The sequence below is a fragment of the Streptococcus atopicus genome, from assembly GCF_049166725.1.
GTDB lineage: Bacteria > Bacillota > Bacilli > Lactobacillales > Streptococcaceae > Streptococcus > Streptococcus hominis.
This window is the reverse complement of the sequence record NZ_JBMHFC010000004.1, coordinates 118263-142688: the sequence shown is the minus strand read 5'-3', so window position 1 is coordinate 142688 and position 24426 is coordinate 118263. Positions and strand designations below refer to the sequence as shown.

Sequence of the window (24426 nt, the reverse complement as noted above, 5' to 3'; positions counted from 1 at the left end):
TATTAGATTGAATTATTCTACCATAAAAGCAATCAAAAAGGAATCAAACGTCCCTCTTTTTTGTTAAATAAATTGAAAAAGGAGCAAGAATAGCCCTACTCCTTTTCGCGATTATCTATACTTATCACTAACTTACATCGACACAATTCTACGATAACTGCGTGATGTAATCAGAAAGACGAGTATATAGACGATAAGAAAAACAGCACAAACGCCAAGTGTAACTTCCAACATCAATGTAGCATTTAAGACACCCAGAACTTTCAGCATAAGGCTCAGCATATGATAAGCAAAAGCCAGATGAACAAAGGCAAAGATGAGTGGCAAGAAGAACACCGTCAGAATTTGCTTGCGAATGGTTCGCTTGGTCTGCTTTTCATCCAGTCCCACCTTTTGTAAAATCACAAAGCGATCATGGTCTTCATATCCTTCTGAAATCTGTTTGTAGTAAATTACTAAAACCGTTCCTAGCATAAAGACAATAGATAGGAAAATTCCGATAAAGAAAACCCCACCGAGCATGCTCATGATTTCCTGCATACCTTGGATTCTTGTATAACCATACACACCGGCATTATCGGGGAGCGTCGTATTGAACTGTTTCAACTTCTTCTGATAAGTTGTATCCAAATCCCCTTTTTCCTTATCAGAAGCCTTAATATTCAATCCACCATATAATTCTGTATTAATTGTGTAGTGCTCCTTTTGTGCATCTACTATCTTTTGTGGATCATTGACAACCATAAAAAGTGACTGCGGTACAACGATATTATACTGATCCGCGACATTTCCAAGAACAAAGTCATCTTTTAAAAGTTCTTTCACTGTCAATTCTTGCTCAATCAGCTTAAGAGGTTGATCTTGCCTTACAGATATTCCTTTTGCAAAGATGGCTGTCTCATTGTCTTTTAAGTCCAACGTTTTGCCAGTCATCTTTTGATAATCAGCAGCTGAAAACAGAAGAATGTAAGCTTGTGGAGAAACTCGTGTTTCTCCTTTTGGATAAATGTCAAGCTGATTACTGTCTTGTTTTTTAATTCCCATAGAATAATATTGATAGGCATTTTTCTTAGTAACTTTTAGATGATTTTCATTTGCAAACTCTGTCAATGCTTGTTCCAATTGGGCAGCTGATACTTCTCTTCCCTTTATAGTATAGTCTTGAGGATACATCGCTTTTTTCAAATAATCAGCACCTGCATAAATGTTGATACCACCAGCCAAGGTGACTAAGACCATGGTTGACAAAATCGAAATCGTTGCTAAGCCAATCGCATTTTTCTTCATCCGAAAAATGAGATTAGAGACAGAAATCATATTGTTTGGTTGATAGTAATATCGTTTATTTTTCTGGAGCAACCGTAAAAATACCGTAACTCCTGCATTGAAAAGCAGATAAGTTCCTAAAATAACAAAGAGAACAGCTATAAAAAATATACCAATTGCTGTCAGTGGATTTTTGACACTCAGAGCTAGGTAATAAGCATAGCCTAAAGAAATCGATCCAATAATCGTTTGAATCAGAAGAAATCGTCCTTTTCTTTCACCGCTATTCTTTTCCTTGGCCAATTGCAAAGCATTAAAACGTAGAATCCTCAAACCATTGACAAGCACCAAGCCCGCAAAAATAACGCCATAGATGACAACAACTGAAATAAGAACTAACCATTGAAACGTGGATACTAGAACAACTTTTAACCCCATCAATTTCAGTAAAAAGGCATAAATCAGTTTATCAAATACAATACCAAATCCAAGACCAATCGTGACAGTCGTCGCTCCTAAAATCAATAACTCAATGAACACCATGGTAAAGAGATGACGTTTATTAAGTCCTAGCATTCCATACAGCCCCAGTTCTTTCGAACGGTTTTTCATGACGAAGCTATTAGCATAAAAAACGATAATCGCTGCAGCAATCGTCACAATAATCACTCCAAGAGCCAAGACAAATGAAATAGAACTTGCCCCCTGCATTTTTTGTAAATGAGGATTAAACGTTAAAGAATTAAAAATATATGAAATAGCGACGACTAAACAAGTTGCCAACGTAAATGGATAGTATAATCTACGATTTTTCACTAGGTTAGAAACCGCTAATTTTCCCGCTAATCTAAGCACCTTGATTCACCTCGCTTGCCATAACCGTTAAGGTATCTGAAATTTCTTGGAACATCTGCCGCTCCGTCTTATCTCCTCGGAAGATTTGATTGTACAAAATGCCGTCCTTGATGAACAGTACGCGCTTAGCACGGCTTGCCGCCGAAGTCGAGTGTGTTACCATGAGAATCGTCTGCCCGCGGTCATTGATGTCATCAAATACATCTAAAAGCGCCGCAGAAGACTTAGAGTCGAGCGCACCTGTCGGCTCGTCTGCTAGCAGAATTTCTGGATTGGTGATAATAGCACGCGCTACTGCCACCCGCTGCTTTTGACCACCGGAAATTTCATAAGGGAATTTTTCCTGCAATTGGTTAATTCCTAGTTCATTACAAGTCGTGACTAGCTTTTGCATCATTTCTGTAATCGGGCGGCGTGACAGAACGAGCGGCAAGAGGATATTGTCCTTGACCGAGAGCGTGTCTAACAGATTGAAATCTTGAAAAACGAAGCCTAATTTTTCCCGACGGAAGCTCGAAGCCTGGCTGTTTTTGATTGTCGCGGTGTCGGTGCCATTAAGAAAGACACGTCCTTCGGTTGGCTTGTCTAGCATGGCAAGAATATTGAGCAGAGTGGATTTCCCAGAACCAGATTCCCCCATGATAGCGACATAATCGCCTTCATCTACTGTAAAATGAATATCTTTCAGTGCTTCCACTTGATTGCCTTGAAAGCGGGTTTTGTAAATTTTCTTCACGTGTTGTACGTCTAATAGTGTCATCATTTTCTCCTAACAAATTCTTATACATCTATCATACTGAAAAGAAAAGCAACTTTCCATACTTTAACCTTTCATTTTTCACTTTTATCTTACATTTTTGTAAGATTGATGAACATGATTTTTTAATTTATTCAATCTTTTAATGACTATACTGCAACCAGAAATAGTATTGACTAGAAGCGCAGCCAATTTTTGTCTTTTCAATTTCTTCTTTGGAAATTTTTGCAGTTTTTGGCATTGATTTTTTGTGAAATAAAATTGTTTTCATGATGCTTCTCCTTTATTTTTCTTTACACTTATATAATACAAAACTCTTGGCAAAGCTACCATAACATAACCTTTCATTTGATGCATATAACCTTACATTTTTGTAAGAAAAAAGGCTTGGACAAATGTGTCCCCAGCCCTCTGGATATAACTACAAGACCTAAGCTATTCTTTTGTACGGTTTTTTCTTAATTTTACAAGTGATTCATTGATTTTCTTTGTTTTTAGATAAATGTCTAAACGAACGAACAGCCAAATTAAAATGTAGATAACAATAAAATCCAACCAAAATTCAGTCCGTGCCAAATTAAAAGCCCAACCATTATAGACCATCATGACACTAACCACCATTAAAGTAAGAAAAAAATGAATCGTCAACTGCACTAAATAAGAAAAACGTTCAATTTCAAACAGCAAGGAAAACAAGCCAATCAAAGCACTCATTATCAAAATACTGAGAATGTTAGAAGTCGTAACAGGTGATTCTTGGATTCGAAAAGCCAAAACAAGTAAATACGCTAAAGAACCCGTACGCAGGCCTTCTAACATAGACACTACAATTTTTTTCATGTTTTTTCCTTTCTACAAACCGAGATAATCCATCAACAATCTGACGTATTTTCGACTGACACTTGACTTAATTTTGTTTGTCAATCTAGCCGTCATATTTCCTGAAAAGCTATCCGATAATGATAACAAATGGTCAATATTGATGACAGCGTGTTTTGAAATTTGAATAAAGTTTTTACGATTAACTCGACTTTGAAAATGTGTGAGTGTTTCGGTCGTCGCATAGATGCCATCCACACAATACACCATCAATGTTGTCTGATTGATGTCTGCCAAAATAATCTGATCCGTCTTTACCATAACAATTTTATCATCTGTTTTAATGGGAATAGCATTCACATAAGACGACTTGTACTGATGTAAATATTCAAAAATTTCTTTGGCTTCAGCTTCTAACTCGCCCGCTTGAATCACAACAAGTGGATCATTTGAAGGAATGGTTGGATTCATTTTGAATTTAGTCTGCAAAAAATTTCTCTAACTTTCTATCAATTTAAGCAGTTTTAGTCCACCGATTGGTAGCAAGCTGTTGGATTATCCAAATGACAAGCAAGGTAACTAAAACTACTACAACTATATAGTATGTTTCTTTCATTGTCAATAGAGATTCCCATTTTAATTGAATGCCCATCATCTTTTCAAAATAATCTTGCGCTGCTGTATTATGATGAAAAGCAGTAGCTAAGCTATCTTTCATCATTACTTGTCTAAAGAGAGAAGCAATATATGTGGAGGGAGTACATTTCATTATCGTTTGAGCAAATGACGGAAGAACCCCTATTGGAATATAGGTCCCAACTAAGAAACCAGAGGCAGCTCCGATAATCGTTGCTAGCTTTCCAAGCGTATCTACTGATTTGAAGCGATTCACAAGAATACCATTGAAAATCGAGCATAAGAGTGCATTGAGCACCATAATAAGGAGAACCTGAGGAAGCAAAGTCCAATCAAAGATAATCTGATCGTCCCAGATAAAGTAGCCTTCCATGACAGCAAACATAATGATTTGCATCAAAAATCCAATGATGGCAGTACTCAGAAGGTAACTGATAGACAAGCCCCAGCGTCCTAAATCTGTCAGAACTAGGTCTTGTGTTACGTTACTTTCTCTATCTTTCGCTAGTTGGGAAAAACTAGAAAAGGTTGTGGTTAATCCTGTAATGGCAAGCGTTCCACCAATCAACCACGAATCCAATAACTGATTAGTGTGAGGGACTTGACTCCAAGAGGTCTTGATATTTGCTTTCAAAAAGACCAAGTATAAAATAAAGGAAATCATTGCTCCAAGAAGGGAGAAAAGAACCCCACTACGATTACGAAAATATAGTAAAAAATTTCTTTTAATGAGCATTATCATTTTAACGTACCTCTCTTCCTGTCAACGCCATAAAAGCATCGTCCATTGTTCCTGGTCGAAATTCAAATTGTCGAATAAAAGAGCGACCACACGTTAGAATCTCTAAAGCCTTTTCTGTCGTTTCTGGGTGAATCAACAGTTCATTCACTCTTACTTCCTCAAAAGGAATCTCTTCCTTCAAAATTTCTTTAAAATCAGCAGTATCGGTCACGAATACCTTGAGAAAATTCTGAGCATACTGCTCTTTAATCCGATTAGCAGAGCCTTTAGCAATCACTTGACCGTGATCCACAATATAAATCATATCTGCATCATCTGCTTCATCTAAATAATGAGTGGTTAAGATAACCGTCATCTTCTCTTTTATTTGCAACTGGTGAATCAGCTCCCAAATGGCTTTCCTAGTTTGAATATCTAAACCCGTAGTTGGTTCATCAAGAAAGAGAATATCTGGGCTATTCAGCAGAGCACGGGCAATATCCACTCGTCGTTTTTGTCCACCTGATAAAGTCCCATATAATTGCGTTGAGAAATTTTGCAATCCCAATTGATTCACTAAGTTATCAACTTTTCCTTTATCAATATCCTTATATTGACCTGCTCTGATTTCTAAATTTTCTTGCACCGTTAGCATATCATCTAAAACACTGTTTTGGAAAACAACACCTAATTTAATGGGGTTATCATACAGTATCTCTCCTGCCGTAGGTTGCAAAAGCCCTGTCAACATTTGAATCGTTGTAGACTTTCCAGCACCGTTTGGTCCTAAAATAGCGGTAAAACTTCCTGTTTCAATCTGAAGATTCAAATCATTCACAGCTTGCTTATTATCATAGACTTTGCTAAGATGGCGTGTTTCTAGTAGCATAACGTTCCTCCAATAATTTATTTTACGAACTTATCATACTCCTCACTTTTAAAAAAATCTCGCACTTTTGGATAAGAGGTTCTACTAACTAGATAAGAAGTCAGATTTACAAGATAAAAACCACTCGCCAAAAGACGAATGGTTCAAAATACTTATCGTGCTACAATCTTTTGGTAGCTTCTGGAGGTTATCACAAACACTAAGATGTAAACTAAGAGGAAGACACCGCAAGTGGCTATTGTTGTTTGAATGAGTAACGGCACATTTGTTGCACCTAAGAGAGCGACAATCAGCTGCAACATATGAAAAGCAACAGCGATATGAAGAAAGGCAAAGATAAGTGGTAAGAAGAAAACTGTTAAAATTTGTTTGCGAATCGTTGCTTTCGTTTGCTTCTCATCCAGTCCGACTTTCTGCAAAATGATAAATCCTTCACGATCTTCATAACCTTCTGAAATTTGTTTGTAATAAATCACAAGAACTGTCCCAAGCAGGAAAATCGTAGAAAGGAAAATTCCGATAAATAGAAGAGTCCCAATCACACCCTGATATTCTTTTTCAATGTGATAACGCTCAGAAAGACTGATATTGCCACTTTCCTGACCTTGTTGCTGAAGAGCATTGAAAATACTTTCTTGGAGATCAACCTGTTTATTGGAAGATTGGATACCGATGTAGTAAGTATAGAAAGATTTCAGACCGACTTGACTAGGATTATTGACAACCATATACATGTTTTTTTCTGATACCATACCAGATGTATTGACAATCTTGCCATGTGCAAAATCCGTTGTCAAATGCTCTTTGATATTCCACGATTTTCCATTGATGGTAAGAGCTTGCTTTTGATTGATTTGAAGATTTTTTGCATATAGAAGTGCTTCATTATCAGCCAAATCAACGGTTTTTCCTGTCATTTTTTCGTACTCTTGACGACTGATGACAAGGAGAGGAGCAATCATATTTTGAACTTCTTCTACACTTAGTCCATCCGTCGTTTCGGCAATAGTCAGCTGATTGCCATTGATTTTTGAAATCATAGAAAATTGATAACTATAATTTTCATACTTGGCATCTGTCAAGCCTTTTTCCCGTGCTACTTCTTTGACTGCTTGTAAAATTGCTGCATTTTTATCCGTCTTTGCGCTTGTAACCATGATATTATAATCCTTTGGATACAAAGTTGTCAGATAGTCTTTCCCACCCACATAGATATTAATAGAGCCAACCAAGGTCACCAGTAGCATGGTTGAAAGGATTGAAATCGTAGCTAAGCCTGCAGCATTCTTACGCATACGAGAAATCAAATTAGAAACAGAAATAAAATTCTGCGTTTTATAATAGTACTTCTTTCTTTTCTTTAAAAATTGCAAAAGCGTAATCGTTCCAGCGTTAAAGAGGAGGTAGGTTGCTAAAACGACCATGAGAACTGCGATAAAAAAATTCAAAATCGCAGCAACTGGTTTCTCAACTGTGAGTGCGATATAATAAGCCGCAGCCAGAAATCCTAACCCCACAAGTGTCTGTAAGCCAAGAAATCGTCCTTTTTTCTCCCCAGCCTTCTTTTCTCTCATCAAATGAAGCGAGCTGTAACGAAGCAGGCGCGTGGAATTTAAAAAGAGAATCAGCGCAAAAGCCACACCCAGACTAGCTAAAACGGTGAAGATATTCGACCATTGGAAAGTTGAGGCAATCACTACTTTCATTCCCATAAATTTCAGTAAAACTGCAAAAAGCAATTTGTCTAAAAGAAAACCCAAGCCAATCCCAAGTCCGACAGTCACTAAGAAAAAGTAAAACATTTCAAAGAAAGTCATCAGCAGCATATGCCGCTTCTCCATTCCTAAGATACTGTACAAACCAAGCTCCCGTGAGCGATTCTTCATGACAAAACTATTGGCATAGGTGATAAGGATAAGAACTGCAATCTGAACGACCCAAATCCCAAATTGCAGGGTCATACGAGCCGCCGAGCCACCATAGCTGGCTTCCAGATTTGGACTGTAAGCGAGCGATACAAAACTATATAAAATCGCTGTTGCCACAATCGTTGCTAGAGCAAATGGATAATACAGACTGCGATTTTTTATCAGGTTTGAGACTGCTAATTTATTCGTTAGTTTGAACATAACCACTCACCTCACTTGCCATAACCGTTAAGGTATCTGAAATTTCTTGGAACATCTGCCGCTCCGTCTTATCTCCTCGGAAGATTTGATTATACAAAATGCCGTCCTTGATAAATAGTACGCGCTTGGCACGGCTTGCCGCCGAAGTCGAGTGCGTTACCATGAGAATGGTTTGTCCACGATCATTGATGTCATCAAATACATCTAAAAGCGCCGCCGAAGACTTAGAGTCGAGCGCACCTGTCGGCTCGTCTGCCAGCAGAATTTCTGGATTGGTGATAATAGCACGCGCTACTGCCACCCGTTGCTTTTGACCACCTGAAATTTCATAGGGAAACTTTTCCTGCAATTGGTTAATCCCCAGTTCATTACAAGTCGTGACTAGCTTTTGCATCATTTCTGTAATCGGGCGGCGTGACAGAACGAGCGGCAAGAGGATATTGTCCTTGACCGAGAGCGTGTCTAACAGATTGAAATCTTGAAAAACGAAGCCTAATTTTTCCCGACGGAAGCTCGAAGCCTGGCTGTTTTTGATTGTCGCGGTGTCGGTGCCATTAAGAAAGACACGTCCTTCGGTTGGCTTGTCTAGCATGGCAAGAATATTGAGCAGAGTGGATTTCCCAGAACCCGATTCACCCATGATAGCGACATAATCACCTTTGTCCACCGTAAAATGGATATCTTTCAGCGCTTCTACTTGGTTGCCTTGAAAGCGGGTTTTGTAAATTTTCTTCACATGTTGTACGTCTAATAGTGTCATCATTTTCTCCTTTTTTAAAATCTAAAATATAACTGTTGCGCTGATTGACTCACTTCATAGCCAAATTGCGCTTTTTCAATATCTTTTAACACTTGGTTGAAGCAATTGCTTGTCTTGTTTCAATAAAATTTTACCATATTTATCCTCAGCTTTCTTTTTCCAATCTTCCTATTGTAGCCAATTCATCATCGTCCAATTTTTCATCTACTTGTGTACGAGGTAAGCGATACATGTAATCAACCATAAATGTGCTGGATAAAAGATATAAAAGAAATACTTGCTCCACTTGGTCGCAGGACCGCGCTCACCATTATAAAGTGAAATGAAAGGCAGTACTGTAATAAAGAGCCAATCTGAATTATAAAACATCATTAACAGCGTGTCACTCCATGACGGATAAATCTGAATGCTCATACAAAATAGGACAACCGTTAAAATACCATACAGAAGATTGCGTAGGTTTTTCTTTTCCCTGCAAGTATAGGTAATCAACATAAATGGAATAATGACCATACCACCTTCTGTCACAAAACCAGCAAGCAAACAACAATGCCTAAGATAAAGCGAATGGGCTGGCGTTTAATATCAACTGGATTGCTCGTTTGGTTTATGCCAAAAAAGATATTGAGGACAAGTACACCGCAAGCCAAGGTTAAGAAAATATTATTATATATCTGAACTCCTTTAGACTGAAACAGCAAATTGAGAATCGTATTTCCGACAAACATGATAGCTGACCAGAAAAAGAGGCGTATATTATAAAGCAGACGACTTCGAGTATATAAGAAGCCTTCGACCGCTGCAAATGCAAACCAAACCGCCACACAGCGTGTTAAAGCATGAAAAATGCTCGCCCATTCACCTGACAGTAAGCCTGGTATTTTTTCAAGGTGATCAAAGACCATTAAAAAAGCCATTAAGAGCTTGAGCTGAAAAGCGTTCAATCCTTTTGTTTTCATGACTGTCTCCTCTGTTAAACATCATTCATTTTCTAAACTTATGATACAAAAAAAGAAAGGCTGCTACCATAACATAACCTTTCATTTTTAGAGGCTAACCTTACAATTTTGTAAGATTGCATTTATTCAAACAATAATTTCTTTTCTTTAAAAGTAATCATAACGGTTGTGCCCTCACCAACCACCGACTGCAAATGCAACTCATGCCCCAGTTCATCCACAATTTTCTTAGATAAATAGAGTCCCAAACCGGATGACTGGTGCGTTAGACGCCCATTGTAGCCGGAAAAGCCACGCTCGAATACACGGAGAAGATCGGAATTTTGAATCCCCAAACCAGTATCTTTCATATACAAGGTATCTTCCTTAAAGAAAATTTCAATACCACCTTGGCTGGTGTATTTGAGACTGTTTGAGAGCACCTGCTCTAAAATGACGACAAACCATTTTTTATCCGTGATAATGGTGTGATTCAAATCATGCAAATTTAGACGAAGGCCTTGCTGAATAAAGAAAATCGCATACTTTTTGACAACATCTTTGACCAAGTCCTCTATATTTTCTTTTTTCACGACCAAGTCATCATGAAAACTTTCCAGACGCAGGTATTGCAAGACTAAGTTTGTATAAGAATCAATCTTAAACAGTTCTTGCTCTAACTGATTTTTCAGTGTCTGCTCTTGTAAATCCTCCACCAAGAGTTTGCTCGCAGCAATCGGCGTCTTGATCTGGTGCACCCAAAGTGTATAATAATCTAATAGATCATTCTGCTTTGCTTGATGCTGTAATTGCAGCTCTTTTTTGTCCTTTTCTAAAGTTTCGATTTTGGAGAAAAGTAATGCTTCCAAGGGAGTTTTTACTTGACTTTCTCCATATAAAACAGCGCGACGAAAAGTTTGATATTGTTTAACAAAGTCAAAGACGAATCCTATCAAGCTAACCAAGAGCAAGAGCAACATGACATACCGTAAAACAGCACGTTCACTTTCAAAAAGGTAAGAAAAAGCAAACAGTAGACTATAAAAAATAAGTAGCAACAAACATAAAAACTGACGCGAACAGAAATAATATTTGAAAAATAGACGCTTATTCTGATGATCCATTGGTTAATCCGTAGCCTATACCTTTCTTTGTTTCAATGAAATTCTTGAGACCGACTTCTTCTAATTTTTTCCGCAACCGTGCCACATTGACCGACAAGGTATTGTCATCAATGAAAAAATCACTATTCCAGAGCTCTTTCATCAGGTCATCACGCGCGACAATACTGCCAGAATGCTCAAACAGCACGCGCAAAATCTGAAATTCATTTTTGGTCAAGGTAATGACTTCACCTTCATAAACCATATCCATGGACTTGAGATTGAGAATAACTCCATGATATTCCAGTAAGCTTTGATCCGTTCCAAACTCATAAGACCGCCGCAACAATCCTTGCACTTTAGCAAGAAGAACATTGTTGTCAAAAGGCTTGGTGACAAAGTCATCTCCCCCCATATTGATAGCCATGACGATATCCATTGCTTGGTCTCTTGATGACAAAAACATAATAGGCACTTTAGAAATCTTGCGAATTTCTTGGCACCAATGATAACCATTAAAAAGTGGGAGACCAATATCCATTAGCACTAGATGTGGTTCTTCCTTGGCAAAAATCGTCAAAACCTGCATGAAATCCTCTACTGCAACCACTTCAAATCCCCATTGCTCCAGCATTTTTTTGACTTGTTGGCGAATGACGGCATCGTCTTCTACTAATAATATCTTGTGCATTCTATCCCTCATTTCCGCTTTCTTTCTCTATTATAACAAAGACTTGGGAAAATATGCTATACTAACAATAGATTTTCAGAAAAGAGAGCCTTTATGGGAAATATTTTTAACTATTTAGAAGATGTACAATACGACAGTATCTACGATCAGCCCTTTACAGAGCTGGATATTCTGCTTTTGACCGAGATTACGTATCTAAACTATAACACAATCGTCACGGACGGTCTTGACCTGCAAAAAGCCAGCCGTTTAACTGATGTGCCACAATATATGCCCCAAGAAAACTCCATGATGAATACCAAACACCGCTTGGCACTCTTGCAGCAGGCAGCAAGTGTCAAACGCTATAAGAACATCAAACTCTTAGGTTATGTGAATGATATTGACTTAGATGTGCAAAAACAATTTGCTGCTATGACTTATAAGATTGATTTGGATACCTTCGTCATTGCTTTTCGCGGAACGGATGATTCCATTATCGGTTGGAAAGAAGATTTTCACATGACTTATATGGAGCATGTCCCTGCGCAGCAAACTGCTGTACGCTACGTTCAAAAGGTCATGCAGGCATTTCCAACAGCCACCTTTATCTTGACCGGACATTCCAAAGGTGGTAATCTGGCGACTTATGCTAGCAGCCAAGTAGAGCCTTCTTTGCAAGATAGAATCAAGCAAATCTACAGTTTTGATGCTCCAGGATTAAACCATACGATTATTGAAACAGAGGGTTATCAAAGCATTGCTTCAAAAATCAAACGCTACATTCCTCAAGGCTCTATCGTCGGGATGATGCTGGAAACGCCTAAACAAGCTCACATCGTTAAAAGCGTAGCCATTGGTGGAATTGCCCAGCATGACACTTTCTCTTGGCAAATTGAAAATGAGCACTTTATCTTACTTGACACGCTCAACCCAGACAGCATTCAGACAGACAAAACTCTAAAAGAATGGGTGGAAACTGTTCCTGATGACGAGCTCAAAGATTTCTTTGATATCTTTTTCGGTCTCATTTTAGACGCTCAGATTACGTCCATTGATGAATTTTTCCAACCCAACAGTATCAAGAAAGTGCTAACTATCGTCCAAAATGCCCACGCCCTTACCGAGCAAGAAAAAGAAATGCTGAACCGCTTAACTCGGCTCCTCATTTCAATCCGTTACCAAGCTTGGATTGATGATTTTAAAACACCCAATCCAGCCACTTTTATGACCGATATGCGGGGAAATTGGGCGAGCCTGACGGAGAGATTTTCATTTTTAAATAAAGATGAATAGTGCATCATCATGTTTTATACTACAAAAGGGAGTCCTGTCTCACTCCCTTTTTTTAACTACTACTCAAATAGGTCGTCCGACCCTCGGATGAAGTAAATCTATTTTCGTGAAGGTCGTCCGACCCTCAGACGGAGCAAACTTCTTTTCAGGCAGGCTATCCGAGCCTCAGACGAAGTGAACCACTTTTCAGGCAGACTGTCCGACTCTCGGACGACGTGAACTACTTTTTAGGCAGGCTATCTGACCCTCGGACGGAGCGAACTACTTTTTAGGAAGACTATCCGACCCTCGGACGAAGTGAACTACTTTTTAGGAAAATTATCCGACCATCAGACGTGGGGAAACAATTCTTAGATAAGCCGTTGATGTAGGTAATAGACTACCAATTTCTTTTATTCCATTGACCAAAACGATAAACAAAGCGAGGCTGAGACATTATTGTCCCAGGCTCATTTTTAATTCTAATCTTCCTGTGGGCTCACCCAATCAAGCTACCATTTGGTACATTTTGATCTACTGTGAGCAGAGTTAGTTGATTACCATATTCTGCTGAGAGGATCATGCCTTGGCTGATACGTCCCATCATCTTGCGTGGTTTGAGGTTCGCTACGATTTGGACTTTCTTGCCAACCAATTCTTGCTCGTTTGGATAGTATTTAGCAATCCCAGACAGAATTTGACGATCTTCGCCGTCTCCCGCATCCAAGCGGAATTGAAGCAATTTATCAGAACCTTCAACTTTAGAAACTTCTTTAACCTCTGCAACACGGAGTTCTACTTTGTCAAAATCGTCAAACTTGATTTCCTTGCGGTTGAGTTTGAGTTCTACTTCTTCTGGCTCCCATTCCTTTTCAATGGCTGGCTTATTGGCTTCCATTTGCTCCTTGATATAAGCAATTTCTTCTTCCATATCTAGACGTGGGAAGATAGGTGTACCTTTAGCAACAACAGTCAAGCCTGTTGGCAGTTCTGCCAAATCTAGATTTTCAAGGTCAAAATCTGTACCTAAGCCAAGTTGCCCCATGATAGCATTTGATGTCGTCATCATGAACGGTTGAATAAGATGAGCTACCACACGTAGACTAGCTACCAAATGTGCCATAACTGCCGCTAATTCATCACGTTTGGCTTCATCTTTAGCCAACACCCAAGGTGCTGTTTCGTCAATATACTTGTTAGTACGAGAAATGATATTCCACACTGCTTCCAAGGCTCGTGGATAGTCCACGGCATCCATCTGTTTGTGGTAGATTGCGATATTTTCTGCTACTACTGCTGCCAAGTCCGCATCAAATTCTGTCACATTCTCTTTATAAATCGGCACTTGACCGTCAAAATACTTGTTAATCATAGCAACCGTACGGTTGAGGAGATTTCCAAGGTCATTGGCAAGTTCATAGTTGATACGACCAACATAATCTTCTGGCGTAAAAGTGCCATCAGAACCGACTGGAAGACTACGCATGAGATAATAGCGAAGCGGATCCAGCCCAAAGCGTTCCACCAGTATTTCTGGATAGACGACATTGCCCTTAGATTTAGACATCTTACCGTCCTTCATGACAAACCAACCATGGGCAATCAAGCGATCTGGCAATTTCATATCCAGCATCATGAGCATGATTGGCCAGTAGATAGAGTGGAAACGCAAGATATCCTTTCCAACCATGTGGAAGACTGTTCCATTATTCCAGAATTTTTCAAAGTTGGCATCTGCATCTTGATCATAGCCCAGAGCTGTCACATAATTGAGCAGAGCATCAATCCAGACATACACCACGTGTTTTGGATTGGACGGTACAGGCACTCCCCAAGTGAAAGAAGTCCGTGATACTGCCAAATCTTCCAAGCCTGGCTCGATAAAGTTTTTGATGATTTCATTCATCCGACCATCTGGTTGGATAAAGTTAGGATGGGCTTTAAAGAAGGCTACCAATCGATCAGCATATTTGTTGAGACGGAGGAAATACGATTCTTCTGAAACCCATTCCACTTCGTGACCTGACGGAGCAATTCCCCCTGTCACCTTGCCATTTTCATCACGGAAGACCTCTTCTAACTGACTTTCTGTAAAGAATTCCTCATCCGAAACAGAATACCAACCAGAATACTCACCTAGATAAATATCATCTTGCGCCAGAAGACGTTCAAAAACATCTGCTACTACTTTTTCATGGTAATCATCCGTCGTACGGATAAATTTATCGTAAGAAATATCAAGAAGTTTCCAAAGTTCCTTAACACCAACTGCCATGCTGTCAACATAGGCTTGCGGTGTAATACCTGCTTCTTCCGCTTTCTGCTGAATCTTTTGACCGTGCTCATCAAGCCCTGTCAAATAAAAAACATCATAACCCATGAGACGTTTGTAACGAGCAAGGACATCGCAAGCAATGGTCGTATAAGCACTCCCAATATGGAGCTTACCGCTTGGATAGTAAATTGGCGTTGTAATATAAAAATTCTTTTCAGTCATAGCTTTTCCTTTCAAGGCAAATGAAACCTCATATTTGATAACACTTTATTATAACATATTACATAGTTTTTTAAATAAAAAATAGAGTTGATTTATGCTACACTCATAGTTATTAGTATATTATTCTTGCTTAAATTTTATGATTAGTATAAAATAGTGATATTGCATTAATTATTTTACATTAATTTAGTTATAAATGAATTCTAGTTTTCTACACTACATTTTATGAGAAATTATATAAATGGACGAAAAACGAATGAAAATGATAGGATGGATGGCAACATTCATGTCTGTCATGATGTATGTATCTTATATACCACAAATTATGGATAATTTAGCTGGACATAAGGGAAACTTTATCCAACCTTTGGTAGCTGCAATCAACTGTAGCCTTTGGGTTTATTATGGTTTGTTTAAAAAAGAACGCGATTTACCACTTGCTGCCGCAAATGCTCCAGGTATTGTATTTGGACTTATTACTGTACTAACAGCAATGTTCTAACCCTGATTGAATTCTCTTACTGTCCTATCTGACAGTAAGGATTTTTGTTGACAGTTCTTACAAGAATAGAATTACAAACAAAAACTCTGATTTACTCAAAAACAAAAGCTCTATCTGGATGGACTAGTCAGATAGAGCTTTATTTTTTATATTTGTGCCGTTTTAGAAAAAGATTTTTTAATATTCCTTTGCTATCTTTAATGCTATCTGTTTTTAAACTATAATTTCAACAGCAGCTTCATTTTTCACCTTTTTATCTCAAATAAGCTTCGCAGCACCTTTATCCTGATTTCTCTGCAAGATTCCTAGCAAGATCTCCTTTTCTCTTTTTTGCTTTTATCTATTCAAAAAGGAAAATAGTCTTAATACGTCACAACGCTCAAGTTACCACTTTCATATTCTGCGATGAAGATATTAGAAATATCAGTATAGCCTTCCTTAGCAAGCCTCTCGATTAACCATTCTTCTGTTTTGTCAATAGAATCTAAAATATCAATCTGGACAACACCGTCTGTGATAACAGGGTATTTAGGATTTTCTTCACCTGCCTGTACGACAATAAGCTGACCGTTTTGTTCCATGACTGCTCGTTTAACTTGCTTTAGTTGAAAAATTCCTTGGCTACGCAACTTCAGAGCCACATCAGCCGCTGAAAGGCCAACGGAGCGGCAGGCTTCAGGGCTCAACTTCCCGTGCTGAATCAGGGTAGTCGGTTTACCATCAATCAAATGCTTGACTGTCCGAATATTGTTATTGAGCCATTTTAGAGTCAAGACCAAAATCGTCCACATAATGAGGATGATCGCATACTGGAGAATGTTAATAGAACTATTGTAAATCACCCCACCAATAATACCACCTAGAACATAATTTTGAATCTGGTCGATTGCGGAATTAGGTGCCAGATTTCCTTTTCCTGTCACATTGATAACAAACACGAGTGAAAACAGTCCCAACGCTAGTTTAATCAGGATTTCAAGAAAATTCAATGTCATTTTTTAACCTCCACTAATTTGATATCTATTGTCTTATGCAATTTAATTTTTTCCAGTAAATACTTATCTGGCTCACTGCCACTCATAGCTCGATAAAAATCTTTTCCAACTTTTAAAATCGCTCCATCCGTCGCAGCTGAAGTGTTGACATAAACCTCTGACCTATCTACTCCCAAATCTTTTGAAATAACTTCAATAAAATGAAGAGAAGTTTGAAACTGGTTATTAGAGGCTTGATTGGTCTGAAAAGTACTAATCCCAATCAGAACGATAGCAATCAAAGACAAAATGGAGATAATCGCCAATTCACGAAATTTCGAATCGCGCTTATTTCGATAGGCCTTAAAAGCAAAAAAACCTGTCACAAGTAACAACAAAATAGAAAGTCCAATCGTCACCCAGTTTTGCTGGCTGATTTGACTCAAAACATAATCATAAGAATAAAATTTCATTTTTTCTCCCTCTATTTTCTCGGCCTATTATAGAAAATTTTTCAATATTTTTCAATATTTCTAGAAATCGTATTTTAACAAGATAATAGGAGCGAGACAAAAATCAGCAACTCAAAGAGTTCAATTTTGTCGTCCCGCTCCCACAACGATAATTAGACTAAAAAAGTTTCAAGCTAAACAGCAAATGAATCAATGTATCCTTTTAGATAACCAGTAAGAATAAATCATTGGCACTACAATCATAATGATTAGAGTAAAAACAAGCACAAACGTAACTGCAATCTGAACGAAACCATTAAAGAAAATGATAATACCACCAATCACCCAAATTTTACCAGCCAGACGATGTGTCTTCATCCAATTATCATCATTATCCAAAGTCCATGGGAGACGTATACCAACCGTATAATTGCGACGAGTTTTTGGCATGTAATTCCCAATAGCAATAAATAGAACTCCTAAAAACATACCATTCATCAGAGCATGATTAACTGCATAACCCAAGGCTTGCGCGTAAATAGCTGTCATGACTAAACAAGATGTCAAAGGAATAATTCAATAAACCAGATGCCACATTTTCAAGCTAATATTCTTAGATTTAGGATCCTTGCTAGTCACAAATAAACAAAACCAATGTATAAGCAGCAGAAAACTAGGAATCCCAAAAACTGTAAACCCTCGACTACTGAATCCATTTACTTGATTCGAAAAATCAAAATGCGTTGCGACTGTTTGGGGCAACTGTTGCCAGAAAAAGCAGCCTATCAACATAGGCACCAAAATACTAGCACTCGTTAGTATCAATAGTTTTTTATCAATCTTCATTAGCCTTATCTCCTTTCAATTCAGCTAACCAAACTACAACGTCTTCCAAGACTGAAGTATTGAGTTCATAATAGATATAATTTTTCTGGCGCGTCTCCAAAATCAAATCTGCTTTTTTTAAAATATTAAGGTGATGCGAAATGGTAGCTCCTGTCAATTCAAACTGGTCTGCTATTTCCCCAGCAGACATCTTGCCCATTTTTAACAAATCTAAAATTGCTCTTCTCACAGGATGAGATAGGGCCTTGAAGGTATTAGTAAAACTCATGTCTACTCTTCCTTTCCTTTTGTAAAATGGCTAGCGTAAGGAACAATAAAGGCAAAGATACTACTCTTTTTTGACATCTTCATCACTTCCACTTTCTATTTAGATATTCTTCTAAATAGAATTATACGCTTTATTTTTAAAAAATACAATAGATATTTAGTTAACTTTCTAAATAAAAAAGAAGGTCCTGCACCTTCAAATGATTTCTACAAAAAGAAAGAGACTATCAAGGCAGAAAGAACAATCAGGACCGAAAGTGTCACAGCCAGACTTACCCAAAAACCAGCTGTATTCCTTGGATTGACCCCAATTCCAACACCAATTTTCTTCGGTACCCAAAATGGCTCAGAAGATGTTTGTTTTCCCCTCAAACGAAGTAACTTAATAAGGTACCAAAGAAAGAATATGAATAAGACGACTTTCAATAATAATAGTAATAATAATTCACCCATTTTTATCCCCTTTGACTAATATTATACACCTTACTATCCTTTTTACAACCTCAAACTCGCTTAGCCAGTCATTTTTTGATACAATAGAAAAAATAAATCTAGAAAAGGTATCCGTATGAAACTCATTTCTTGGAATATTGACTCTCTCAACGCAGCTTTGACCAGCGACTCTGCACGCGCGCAATTGTCACAAGCTGTTTTACAAACTTTAGTAAGATTAGACGCTGATATTATCGCCATTCAGGAAACTAAATTATCTGCTAACGGACCAACTAAAAAACATCTAAAAGTTTTGGATGAATTATTCCCACATTATGAAACTACATGGCGCTCTTCTATAGAACCTGCACGTAAAGGTTATGCCGGAACTATGTTTTTATACAAAGAGAATCTATCTCCAAAAATAACCTTCCCAGAAATCGGTGCACCTTCTACTATGGATGCCGAAGGGCGTATTATTACCCTTGAGTTTGAAAAATTCTTTGTCACACAAGTCTACACTCCCAATGCAGGTGATGGTTTAAAACGTTTAGAAGAACGACAAATCTGGGACAAAAAATATGCTGACTATCTAACAGCTTTAGACATAGAAAAACCTGTCCTTGCTACAGGGGACTACAATGTAGCCCACAATGAGATTGACCTCGCTCATCCTTCTAGCAACCGTCGCTCACCTGGATTTACAGATGAAGAACGATCCGGATTTACCAATCTGTTAAATCGTGGTTTTACTGATACTTTCCGTTACATTCACGGCGATATTCCAAATGTTTATAGCTGGTGGGCACAACGCAGCAAGACCAGCAAAATCAATAACAGTGGTTGGAGAATTGACTACTGGCTGACCAGCAATCGAATTGCAGATAAAGTAACCAAGTCAGAAATGATTGACTCAGGTACAAGGCAAGACCACACACCAATTGTATTGGAAATTGAGTTATAAAAAAAGAGGTTTCTCCTCTTTTTTTCAATCAAAATGATACAGTTGTGGATATTGGTCACATTCAGGATTTCTTGGGTGGCAGATTTCACGACCAAAGCAAATCATAGCTTGGTGAGCTGGAAGCCATTCATTTTTGGGCAACACTTCCATCACACGTTGTTCGACTTCTAAAGGGGTAGCCGACTTTTTGACAATATCATGGTGTTTGCAAATCCGCTCCACATGGGTATCTACTGCAAAAGCCGGAATACCAAAGCCAACACTCATAACCACATTGGCTGTTTTGCGTCCTACACCCGCAAGACTTTCCAATTCCTTTCGTGTATGTGGGACTTGACCGCCAAAGTCATCTAGCAACTGCTGAGCACATTTTTTCAAAAACTTAGCCTTATTGCGATAAAGTCCAAGACGAGCGATATACTTGGCAATCTCGCTTTCTGATGCCGCCGCCATTTCCCGTGGAGTTGGATAGGTTTTAAAAAGGGCTGGTGTAACAGCATTGACTGCTGCATCGGTCGTTTGAGCTGACAGCATGACCGCTACTAACAATTCAAAATGATTGGTAAAATTCAAGCTAGGTTTCGCATTTGGAAATAGAGCGATGATTTCCTCAATTACCTTTCGCGCACGTTTTTTTGATAAAACCATTTTTTCTCTTTTCGTTTTTTACTAATATTCACTGAAAATCAAACAGTCTCATAGACTGTTTAGCAACCTTGCAAAGTGAGACTATACAAAATATCTAGCGGGATATGTTGTATTGGATGATTAAATTAAGAGACTGACGATTAACATTTTCAAATTTTAGATCTATCTCACTATCAAGCTAACAAGGTTTGAAGAAATTTTCTCAGTATATAAAAACATTATAACATGAACACCAATGATACCAAAATAGAGAGCTTAAAAAGAAGTGAGACGACAAAATGGATTTCTTTAAAATCGCAATTGTTGCCTCACTTCTTTTGTGTTTACAAATTTAATGTTGCATACTCTGTGCGGTAGCCTATTTGCAGGATTTTTCCGTCTTTTTCTAAGATTGGTCGTTTGATGAGCATACCATCGGTTGCTAAAAGCTCTGCGGCTTCTTCGGCGGACAATCCTGATAGTTCATCTTTCAAACCTAGCTCACGATATTTGAGCCCGCTAGTGTTGAAGAAAGATTTGATGTTTAAATCAGAAGTTTCCATCCAAGTTAAAATTTCCTCTTTACTCGGTGTTTCCTTGACAATATCCACCGCTTCAAAGTCCAAACCCAAGCGGTTTAATTCAGCCTTGGCTTTGCGACAGGTCGAACATTTTGGATATTCAATAAATCGTAACATATCATTTTCTCCATTTGTATCATTTATCTAAAGCTTTCTCGCTAAGCTCTACGCCTTCATGCTCCAAGAGCCATATTTTCTTGTCTAATCCCCCAGCATAGCCAGTTAATTGTCCTTGACTTCCCAGCACTCGATGACAGGGAACGATGATTGAAAAAGGATTTTTACCCACAGCACCACCAACAGCCTGCGCCGAGCGAACATCTAACTCCTTTGCTATCTGACCATAAGTAACCGTTGCCCCATAAGGAATAGTTTGCAGATAAGCCCAGACCCGTTGTTGAAAATCCGTCCCAACAGGAGCCAAAACAAGACTCGAAAAGTCTGGACAATCTCCGTTAAAATAGCAATCTAGCAGATTCTTCGTCTCTTTTAAAACCTCATTTTCTGCTAAGAGTAAATTCTCCTCTAAACCGCGCTCAAAATATTTCTGCTTGAGAAACCAGACTCCAACCAGCCCTGTCTCATCAGCAACTAAAGACATTTCTCCTAAAGGGGAAGTATAAATTTGTTTATAAAAAGTCATTTTTACTCACTGACTTGCTCATGATAACGAGCATATAATTCACTCTTATTCCAACCATATTTTTTAGCCACTTCTTTGATAGCTTGATTTTTCTTTGCTCCTGCTGCTACTAGAAAATCAATCTCTGCCAACAAATCCGCTTCTGACTGCTCAACCACTTCTTCGCTCGCTCCTTCTACAATCAGCAAGCATTCACCCTTGAGCGGATTTTCTGAAATATGGTCTATCACTTCGGAAATCAAACCACGTTGGTATTCCTCATAAATCTTAGTCAATTCCCGTACCAGAACAACGGAGCGATTTCCATAGACACTAAGCATATTTTCTAAAGTAGCCTTAACCCGATGAGGAGATTCGTAAAAAATCTGTGTCTCTGGGTAGGCTTTTTTATTAGAAAAAAACTCTTTTTGCTGACCGGCCTTGCGTGGCAAAAATCCATAAAAAATATGAGGTTGCGGAGCAAGACCACTAGCTATCAAAGCTGAAATACCTGCGCTGGGACCAGGTACAGTCACTACTGCGATTTCCTCAGCAATAGCAGCTTTGACTAAATCATGCCCTGGATCCGAAATGCTAGGCAAGCCGGCATCCGAAACCTGCGCAATATCCTGACCACTTTTCAGCAAACGAATCAAATCAGGGATTTTTTCTTTGGCATTATGCTCATGAAAGCTAATCTGCTTCGTAGCAATGTCAAAATGCTTGAGCAACAGACCAGTATTTCTGGTATCTTCTGCTGCAATGAAGTCAACTTCTTTCAGAGTATTCACCATACGGATACTCATATCGTCCATATTCCCAATCGGAGTAGCCACCAGATAGAGCTTCCCATAAGGAGACTGACCTTTAAAACTCTTTTGAATCTGCATGCTTACTCCCTAAAAAGCAATTCATCACAAAACATACATTCTGCATCATTTTCACGACGTTGACCATAAAAATCCGTGCACACGTGAAATCCATCTTCATAGAGTTTGCGCAGATTATCTCGATTTCTTTTCGTTTTTGGTGCTGCTGCGTGCTCCACTTGACCTAATCGCTCTCTTAATTTATCATTTTCCAAGCGAAGCGCTACGTTTTCTTCCACCACACTTTTCAGATTTTTCTTAATCGCCTCTACCTCTGCCAAAGTAACAAGCAGATTTTGAGAAAATTCATCAAGGGCATCAAATAATTCTTTTTTATTCATCCTCACTACCATTTCCCTGTGCCAACGTAGCACATCATTCTCTTTCTTGTAACACCATATATTCTAGTGCATTTTGAAAACTAACATTGGCTTGCCACATTTTTCTTGCTGTAAATATACCTTCTAAATAGAAGCGTCCCCACGTTGTTTGTATTTCTTTTGCACAGAGAAGCTCCAAGAGTTTCAAAACCTGTTCTTGCTTTTCCTTATCATCTGCCAGACTAGCCAACTTCGCAACCTGCAAATAAGCGGCCTCTTTTCGATTTAAGCAAAGCGATGCAAAACGCTCACATTCTGCTGCCAAGTCAAAAAAAGCTGGGCTGGCCGCCAAACGTAGGGCTTCTTCTTCTGTTTGACTATAAGCAGTTAACAATTCTGCTTGTGTCTTTATCAGCCCAGCCTGCTCCAATTTTTCAAGCAAATAGACTTGATTTTTTGGAAAATGAAATAGCTGCGCTCGGCTTTTAATCGTGGACAAAATAAGATTTTCATCCGCTGTCAACAAGAAAATATACACTTCACTTTGCGGCTCTTCAATGACCTTCAACAGCGAATTAGCTGCATTGACATGCATCTTGTCCGCATCACAAATGATAAACACTTGCTTGCTGCTTTCAAACCCTGACTGAGAAAAATTACGCACTAGTTCTCGGACACGCTCTGTCTTGATAATCTGATTGACAGGACGGACGACTGTCACATCTGAAAAATCCTCTTCCTCAATCAACCGACAATTTCGACATTTTCCACAAGGAAAAACGCCATTTTTATTGGTGCAAAACAAGCTCTGTGCCAAACATTGAGCCATTTCAAAACTGCCGAAAGCCCCTGTAAACAGATAAGCATGATTCAGCCGATGTTGCTGTAAAATGTGCTCAAAACGCTCAAACAAAACTGGCTGCAACTGAGCTAATTCTTCTATTTTCATCTTAAACTCTCAACTCGTTCTGCCAATACTGCTAAAGTATCTGCAACGACCTTTTCTAATGGCTGACTAGCATCAATCTTTCTCACACGATTTGGCTCTTTTTCAAGAATAGACAAATACCCCTCACGCACGCGCCGATGCCATTCCACACTTTCACGATCCAAGCGGTCCGCACCACGCTCTTTGCTCTTAGCAATACGAGCCAAGCCTTCCTCTGCTTCAATATCAAAATAAAGGGTCAAATCTGGCTTCAAACCGTCGGTCGCAAAATCATTCAGCCAATCAATATCAGCCACCTTCAAGCCTCGACCAAAACCTTGATACGCCACCGAACTATCAATAAAGCGATCCACCAGCACCATTTCACCACGATCTAAAGCAGGTAAAATACGTTCCACCAAATGTTGCCTACGACTGGCAATATAGAGGAGCAATTCCGTTTTTTCATCGATTTCCGTATGCTTCGGATCTAAAACAACATCGCGAATCTTCTCCGCAACTGCCACTCCACCAGGCTCACGCGTAGTGACAAACGCCTGCCCTTTTGCTTCTAAAATCGGAATCAAGGCTTCTAAAACACTTGATTTTCCTGCACCATCTGGTCCCTCTAAAGAGATGAATATTCCTTTTGCCATACTAACTCATTTCTTCCTTTTTCTCCTTTCTATTTTAACAAAAAACTCCAGAAAAATCATTGCCAGAAAAA

26 protein-coding genes and 2 pseudogenes are annotated in these 24426 nt (G+C 38.7%); 3 read left to right on the top strand and 25 right to left on the bottom strand.

All coding sequences use genetic code 11. The annotated features are described in order from the left end of the window. Positions 1-132: 132 nt before the first annotated feature. The 12 genes and pseudogenes from ACOMA9_RS04450 to ACOMA9_RS04395 form a co-directional block, all read right to left on the bottom strand. Entirely contained in the window at positions 133-2121 is a 1989-nt protein-coding gene (locus ACOMA9_RS04450) for an ABC transporter permease (protein WP_330944846.1), read from the bottom strand. After that, on the bottom strand, positions 2114-2881 hold the full coding sequence (locus ACOMA9_RS04445; protein ID WP_003034280.1) for an ABC transporter ATP-binding protein: 768 nt from the start codon (positions 2879-2881) through the stop codon (positions 2114-2116). Before ACOMA9_RS04445 ends, ACOMA9_RS04450 begins: the two co-directional genes overlap by 8 nt. Before the next feature lie 139 nt (positions 2882-3020). Next, on the bottom strand, positions 3021-3149 hold the full coding sequence (locus ACOMA9_RS04440) for a hypothetical protein (protein ID WP_003028293.1): 129 nt from the start codon (positions 3147-3149) through the stop codon (positions 3021-3023). A 164-nt stretch (positions 3150-3313) separates the two neighbouring features. Further along, positions 3314-3718: a DUF3021 domain-containing protein gene (locus ACOMA9_RS04435; RefSeq protein ID WP_247905541.1), complete on the bottom strand. Its 405-nt coding sequence runs from the start codon at positions 3716-3718 to the stop codon at positions 3314-3316. A 12-nt stretch (positions 3719-3730) separates the two neighbouring features. Continuing rightward, positions 3731-4168 (bottom strand): LytTR family DNA-binding domain-containing protein, encoded by a 438-nt coding sequence (locus tag ACOMA9_RS04430; protein ID WP_247906335.1) that lies wholly within the window; start codon positions 4166-4168, stop codon positions 3731-3733. A gap of 43 nt (positions 4169-4211) precedes the next feature. Further along, on the bottom strand, positions 4212-5075 hold the full coding sequence (locus ACOMA9_RS04425) for an ABC transporter permease (RefSeq protein ID WP_151379838.1): 864 nt from the start codon (positions 5073-5075) through the stop codon (positions 4212-4214). Position 5076: 1 nt separating this feature from the next. Next, positions 5077-5943: an ABC transporter ATP-binding protein gene (locus tag ACOMA9_RS04420; RefSeq protein ID WP_070671100.1), complete on the bottom strand. Its 867-nt coding sequence runs from the start codon at positions 5941-5943 to the stop codon at positions 5077-5079. A gap of 152 nt (positions 5944-6095) precedes the next feature. Next, positions 6096-8072 (bottom strand): FtsX-like permease family protein, encoded by a 1977-nt coding sequence (locus ACOMA9_RS04415; RefSeq protein ID WP_151379837.1) that lies wholly within the window; start codon positions 8070-8072, stop codon positions 6096-6098. Next, the gene (locus tag ACOMA9_RS04410) at positions 8053-8832 is read right to left on the bottom strand and encodes an ABC transporter ATP-binding protein (RefSeq protein ID WP_106082959.1); all 780 of its coding nucleotides are present in this window, start codon (positions 8830-8832) and stop codon (positions 8053-8055) included. The genes ACOMA9_RS04415 and ACOMA9_RS04410 overlap by 20 nt, the downstream gene beginning before the upstream one ends. Positions 8833-9036: 204 nt before the next feature. Then, positions 9037-9791, bottom strand: a pseudogene (locus ACOMA9_RS04405) (TraX family protein). 122 nt (positions 9792-9913) lie between these two features. Further along, positions 9914-10894: a sensor histidine kinase gene (locus tag ACOMA9_RS04400; RefSeq protein WP_421424748.1), complete on the bottom strand. Its 981-nt coding sequence runs from the start codon at positions 10892-10894 to the stop codon at positions 9914-9916. Further along, positions 10878-11564 carry a response regulator transcription factor gene (locus tag ACOMA9_RS04395; RefSeq protein ID WP_247937188.1) on the bottom strand — a complete coding sequence of 229 codons (687 nt, stop codon included), beginning with the start codon at positions 11562-11564 and terminating at the stop codon, positions 10878-10880. Before ACOMA9_RS04395 ends, ACOMA9_RS04400 begins: the two co-directional genes overlap by 17 nt. Positions 11565-11657: 93 nt before the next feature. On the opposite strand from ACOMA9_RS04395, the gene ACOMA9_RS04390 reads away from it, so the two are divergent. Then, positions 11658-12839, top strand: a complete 1182-nt coding sequence (locus ACOMA9_RS04390; RefSeq protein ID WP_330944844.1) for a DUF2974 domain-containing protein — start codon at positions 11658-11660, stop codon at positions 12837-12839. A gap of 478 nt (positions 12840-13317) precedes the next feature. On the opposite strand, the gene metG is transcribed toward ACOMA9_RS04390, so the two are convergent. Beyond that, complete coding sequence (metG, locus tag ACOMA9_RS04385) at positions 13318-15315, bottom strand: methionine--tRNA ligase (protein WP_330944843.1); 1998 nt, start codon at positions 15313-15315, stop codon at positions 13318-13320. Between the two features lie 241 nt (positions 15316-15556). Between metG and ACOMA9_RS04380 the strand changes: the two genes are divergently transcribed. Next, entirely contained in the window at positions 15557-15817 is a 261-nt protein-coding gene (locus tag ACOMA9_RS04380; RefSeq protein WP_330944842.1) for a SemiSWEET family transporter, read from the top strand. 362 nt (positions 15818-16179) lie between these two features. On the opposite strand, the gene ACOMA9_RS04375 is transcribed toward ACOMA9_RS04380, so the two are convergent. From ACOMA9_RS04375 to ACOMA9_RS04355, 5 genes and pseudogenes are all read right to left on the bottom strand, one after another. Continuing rightward, positions 16180-16812: a DUF421 domain-containing protein gene (locus ACOMA9_RS04375; protein ID WP_223350915.1), complete on the bottom strand. Its 633-nt coding sequence runs from the start codon at positions 16810-16812 to the stop codon at positions 16180-16182. Next, the gene (locus tag ACOMA9_RS04370; protein WP_330944841.1) at positions 16809-17264 is read right to left on the bottom strand and encodes a DUF3290 family protein; all 456 of its coding nucleotides are present in this window, start codon (positions 17262-17264) and stop codon (positions 16809-16811) included. The genes ACOMA9_RS04375 and ACOMA9_RS04370 overlap by 4 nt, the downstream gene beginning before the upstream one ends. A 189-nt stretch (positions 17265-17453) precedes the next feature. After that, positions 17454-18089: pseudogene (locus ACOMA9_RS04365) on the bottom strand (SdpI family protein). Beyond that, the gene (locus ACOMA9_RS04360; protein ID WP_330944840.1) at positions 18079-18357 is read right to left on the bottom strand and encodes an autorepressor SdpR family transcription factor; all 279 of its coding nucleotides are present in this window, start codon (positions 18355-18357) and stop codon (positions 18079-18081) included. Before ACOMA9_RS04360 ends, ACOMA9_RS04365 begins: the two are co-directional and overlap by 11 nt. 206 nt (positions 18358-18563) lie before the next feature. Continuing rightward, entirely contained in the window at positions 18564-18809 is a 246-nt protein-coding gene (locus ACOMA9_RS04355) for a hypothetical protein (protein ID WP_330944839.1), read from the bottom strand. Positions 18810-18924: 115 nt separating this feature from the next. On the opposite strand from ACOMA9_RS04355, the gene ACOMA9_RS04350 reads away from it, so the two are divergent. Further along, on the top strand, positions 18925-19752 hold the full coding sequence (locus ACOMA9_RS04350; RefSeq protein ID WP_070670580.1) for an exodeoxyribonuclease III: 828 nt from the start codon (positions 18925-18927) through the stop codon (positions 19750-19752). Between the two features lie 24 nt (positions 19753-19776). Here ACOMA9_RS04350 and nth read toward each other — a convergent pair whose 3' ends face one another. The 7 genes from nth to tmk form a co-directional block, all read right to left on the bottom strand. Further along, positions 19777-20400, bottom strand: a complete 624-nt coding sequence (nth, locus tag ACOMA9_RS04345) for an endonuclease III (protein ID WP_330944837.1) — start codon at positions 20398-20400, stop codon at positions 19777-19779. Positions 20401-20723: 323 nt separating this feature from the next. Next, on the bottom strand, positions 20724-21077 hold the full coding sequence (locus ACOMA9_RS04340) for an arsenate reductase family protein (RefSeq protein WP_330944836.1): 354 nt from the start codon (positions 21075-21077) through the stop codon (positions 20724-20726). 19 nt (positions 21078-21096) lie between these two features. Continuing rightward, entirely contained in the window at positions 21097-21603 is a 507-nt protein-coding gene (locus ACOMA9_RS04335; RefSeq protein ID WP_022525179.1) for a methylated-DNA--[protein]-cysteine S-methyltransferase, read from the bottom strand. A 2-nt stretch (positions 21604-21605) separates the two neighbouring features. Beyond that, positions 21606-22472 (bottom strand): 16S rRNA (cytidine(1402)-2'-O)-methyltransferase, encoded by an 867-nt coding sequence (gene rsmI / locus ACOMA9_RS04330; protein WP_106082946.1) that lies wholly within the window; start codon positions 22470-22472, stop codon positions 21606-21608. Between the two features lie 2 nt (positions 22473-22474). After that, a complete protein-coding gene (gene yabA, locus ACOMA9_RS04325) occupies positions 22475-22792 on the bottom strand; it encodes a DNA replication initiation control protein YabA (protein ID WP_003043534.1) in 318 nt (105 codons plus the stop codon). A 34-nt stretch (positions 22793-22826) separates the two neighbouring features. Continuing rightward, complete coding sequence (locus ACOMA9_RS04320; protein ID WP_106082944.1) at positions 22827-23720, bottom strand: DNA polymerase III subunit delta'; 894 nt, start codon at positions 23718-23720, stop codon at positions 22827-22829. Next, positions 23717-24355 carry a dTMP kinase gene (tmk, locus tag ACOMA9_RS04315; protein ID WP_003028324.1) on the bottom strand — a complete coding sequence of 213 codons (639 nt, stop codon included), beginning with the start codon at positions 24353-24355 and terminating at the stop codon, positions 23717-23719. The genes ACOMA9_RS04320 and tmk overlap by 4 nt, the downstream gene beginning before the upstream one ends. Positions 24356-24426 lie beyond the last annotated feature (71 nt).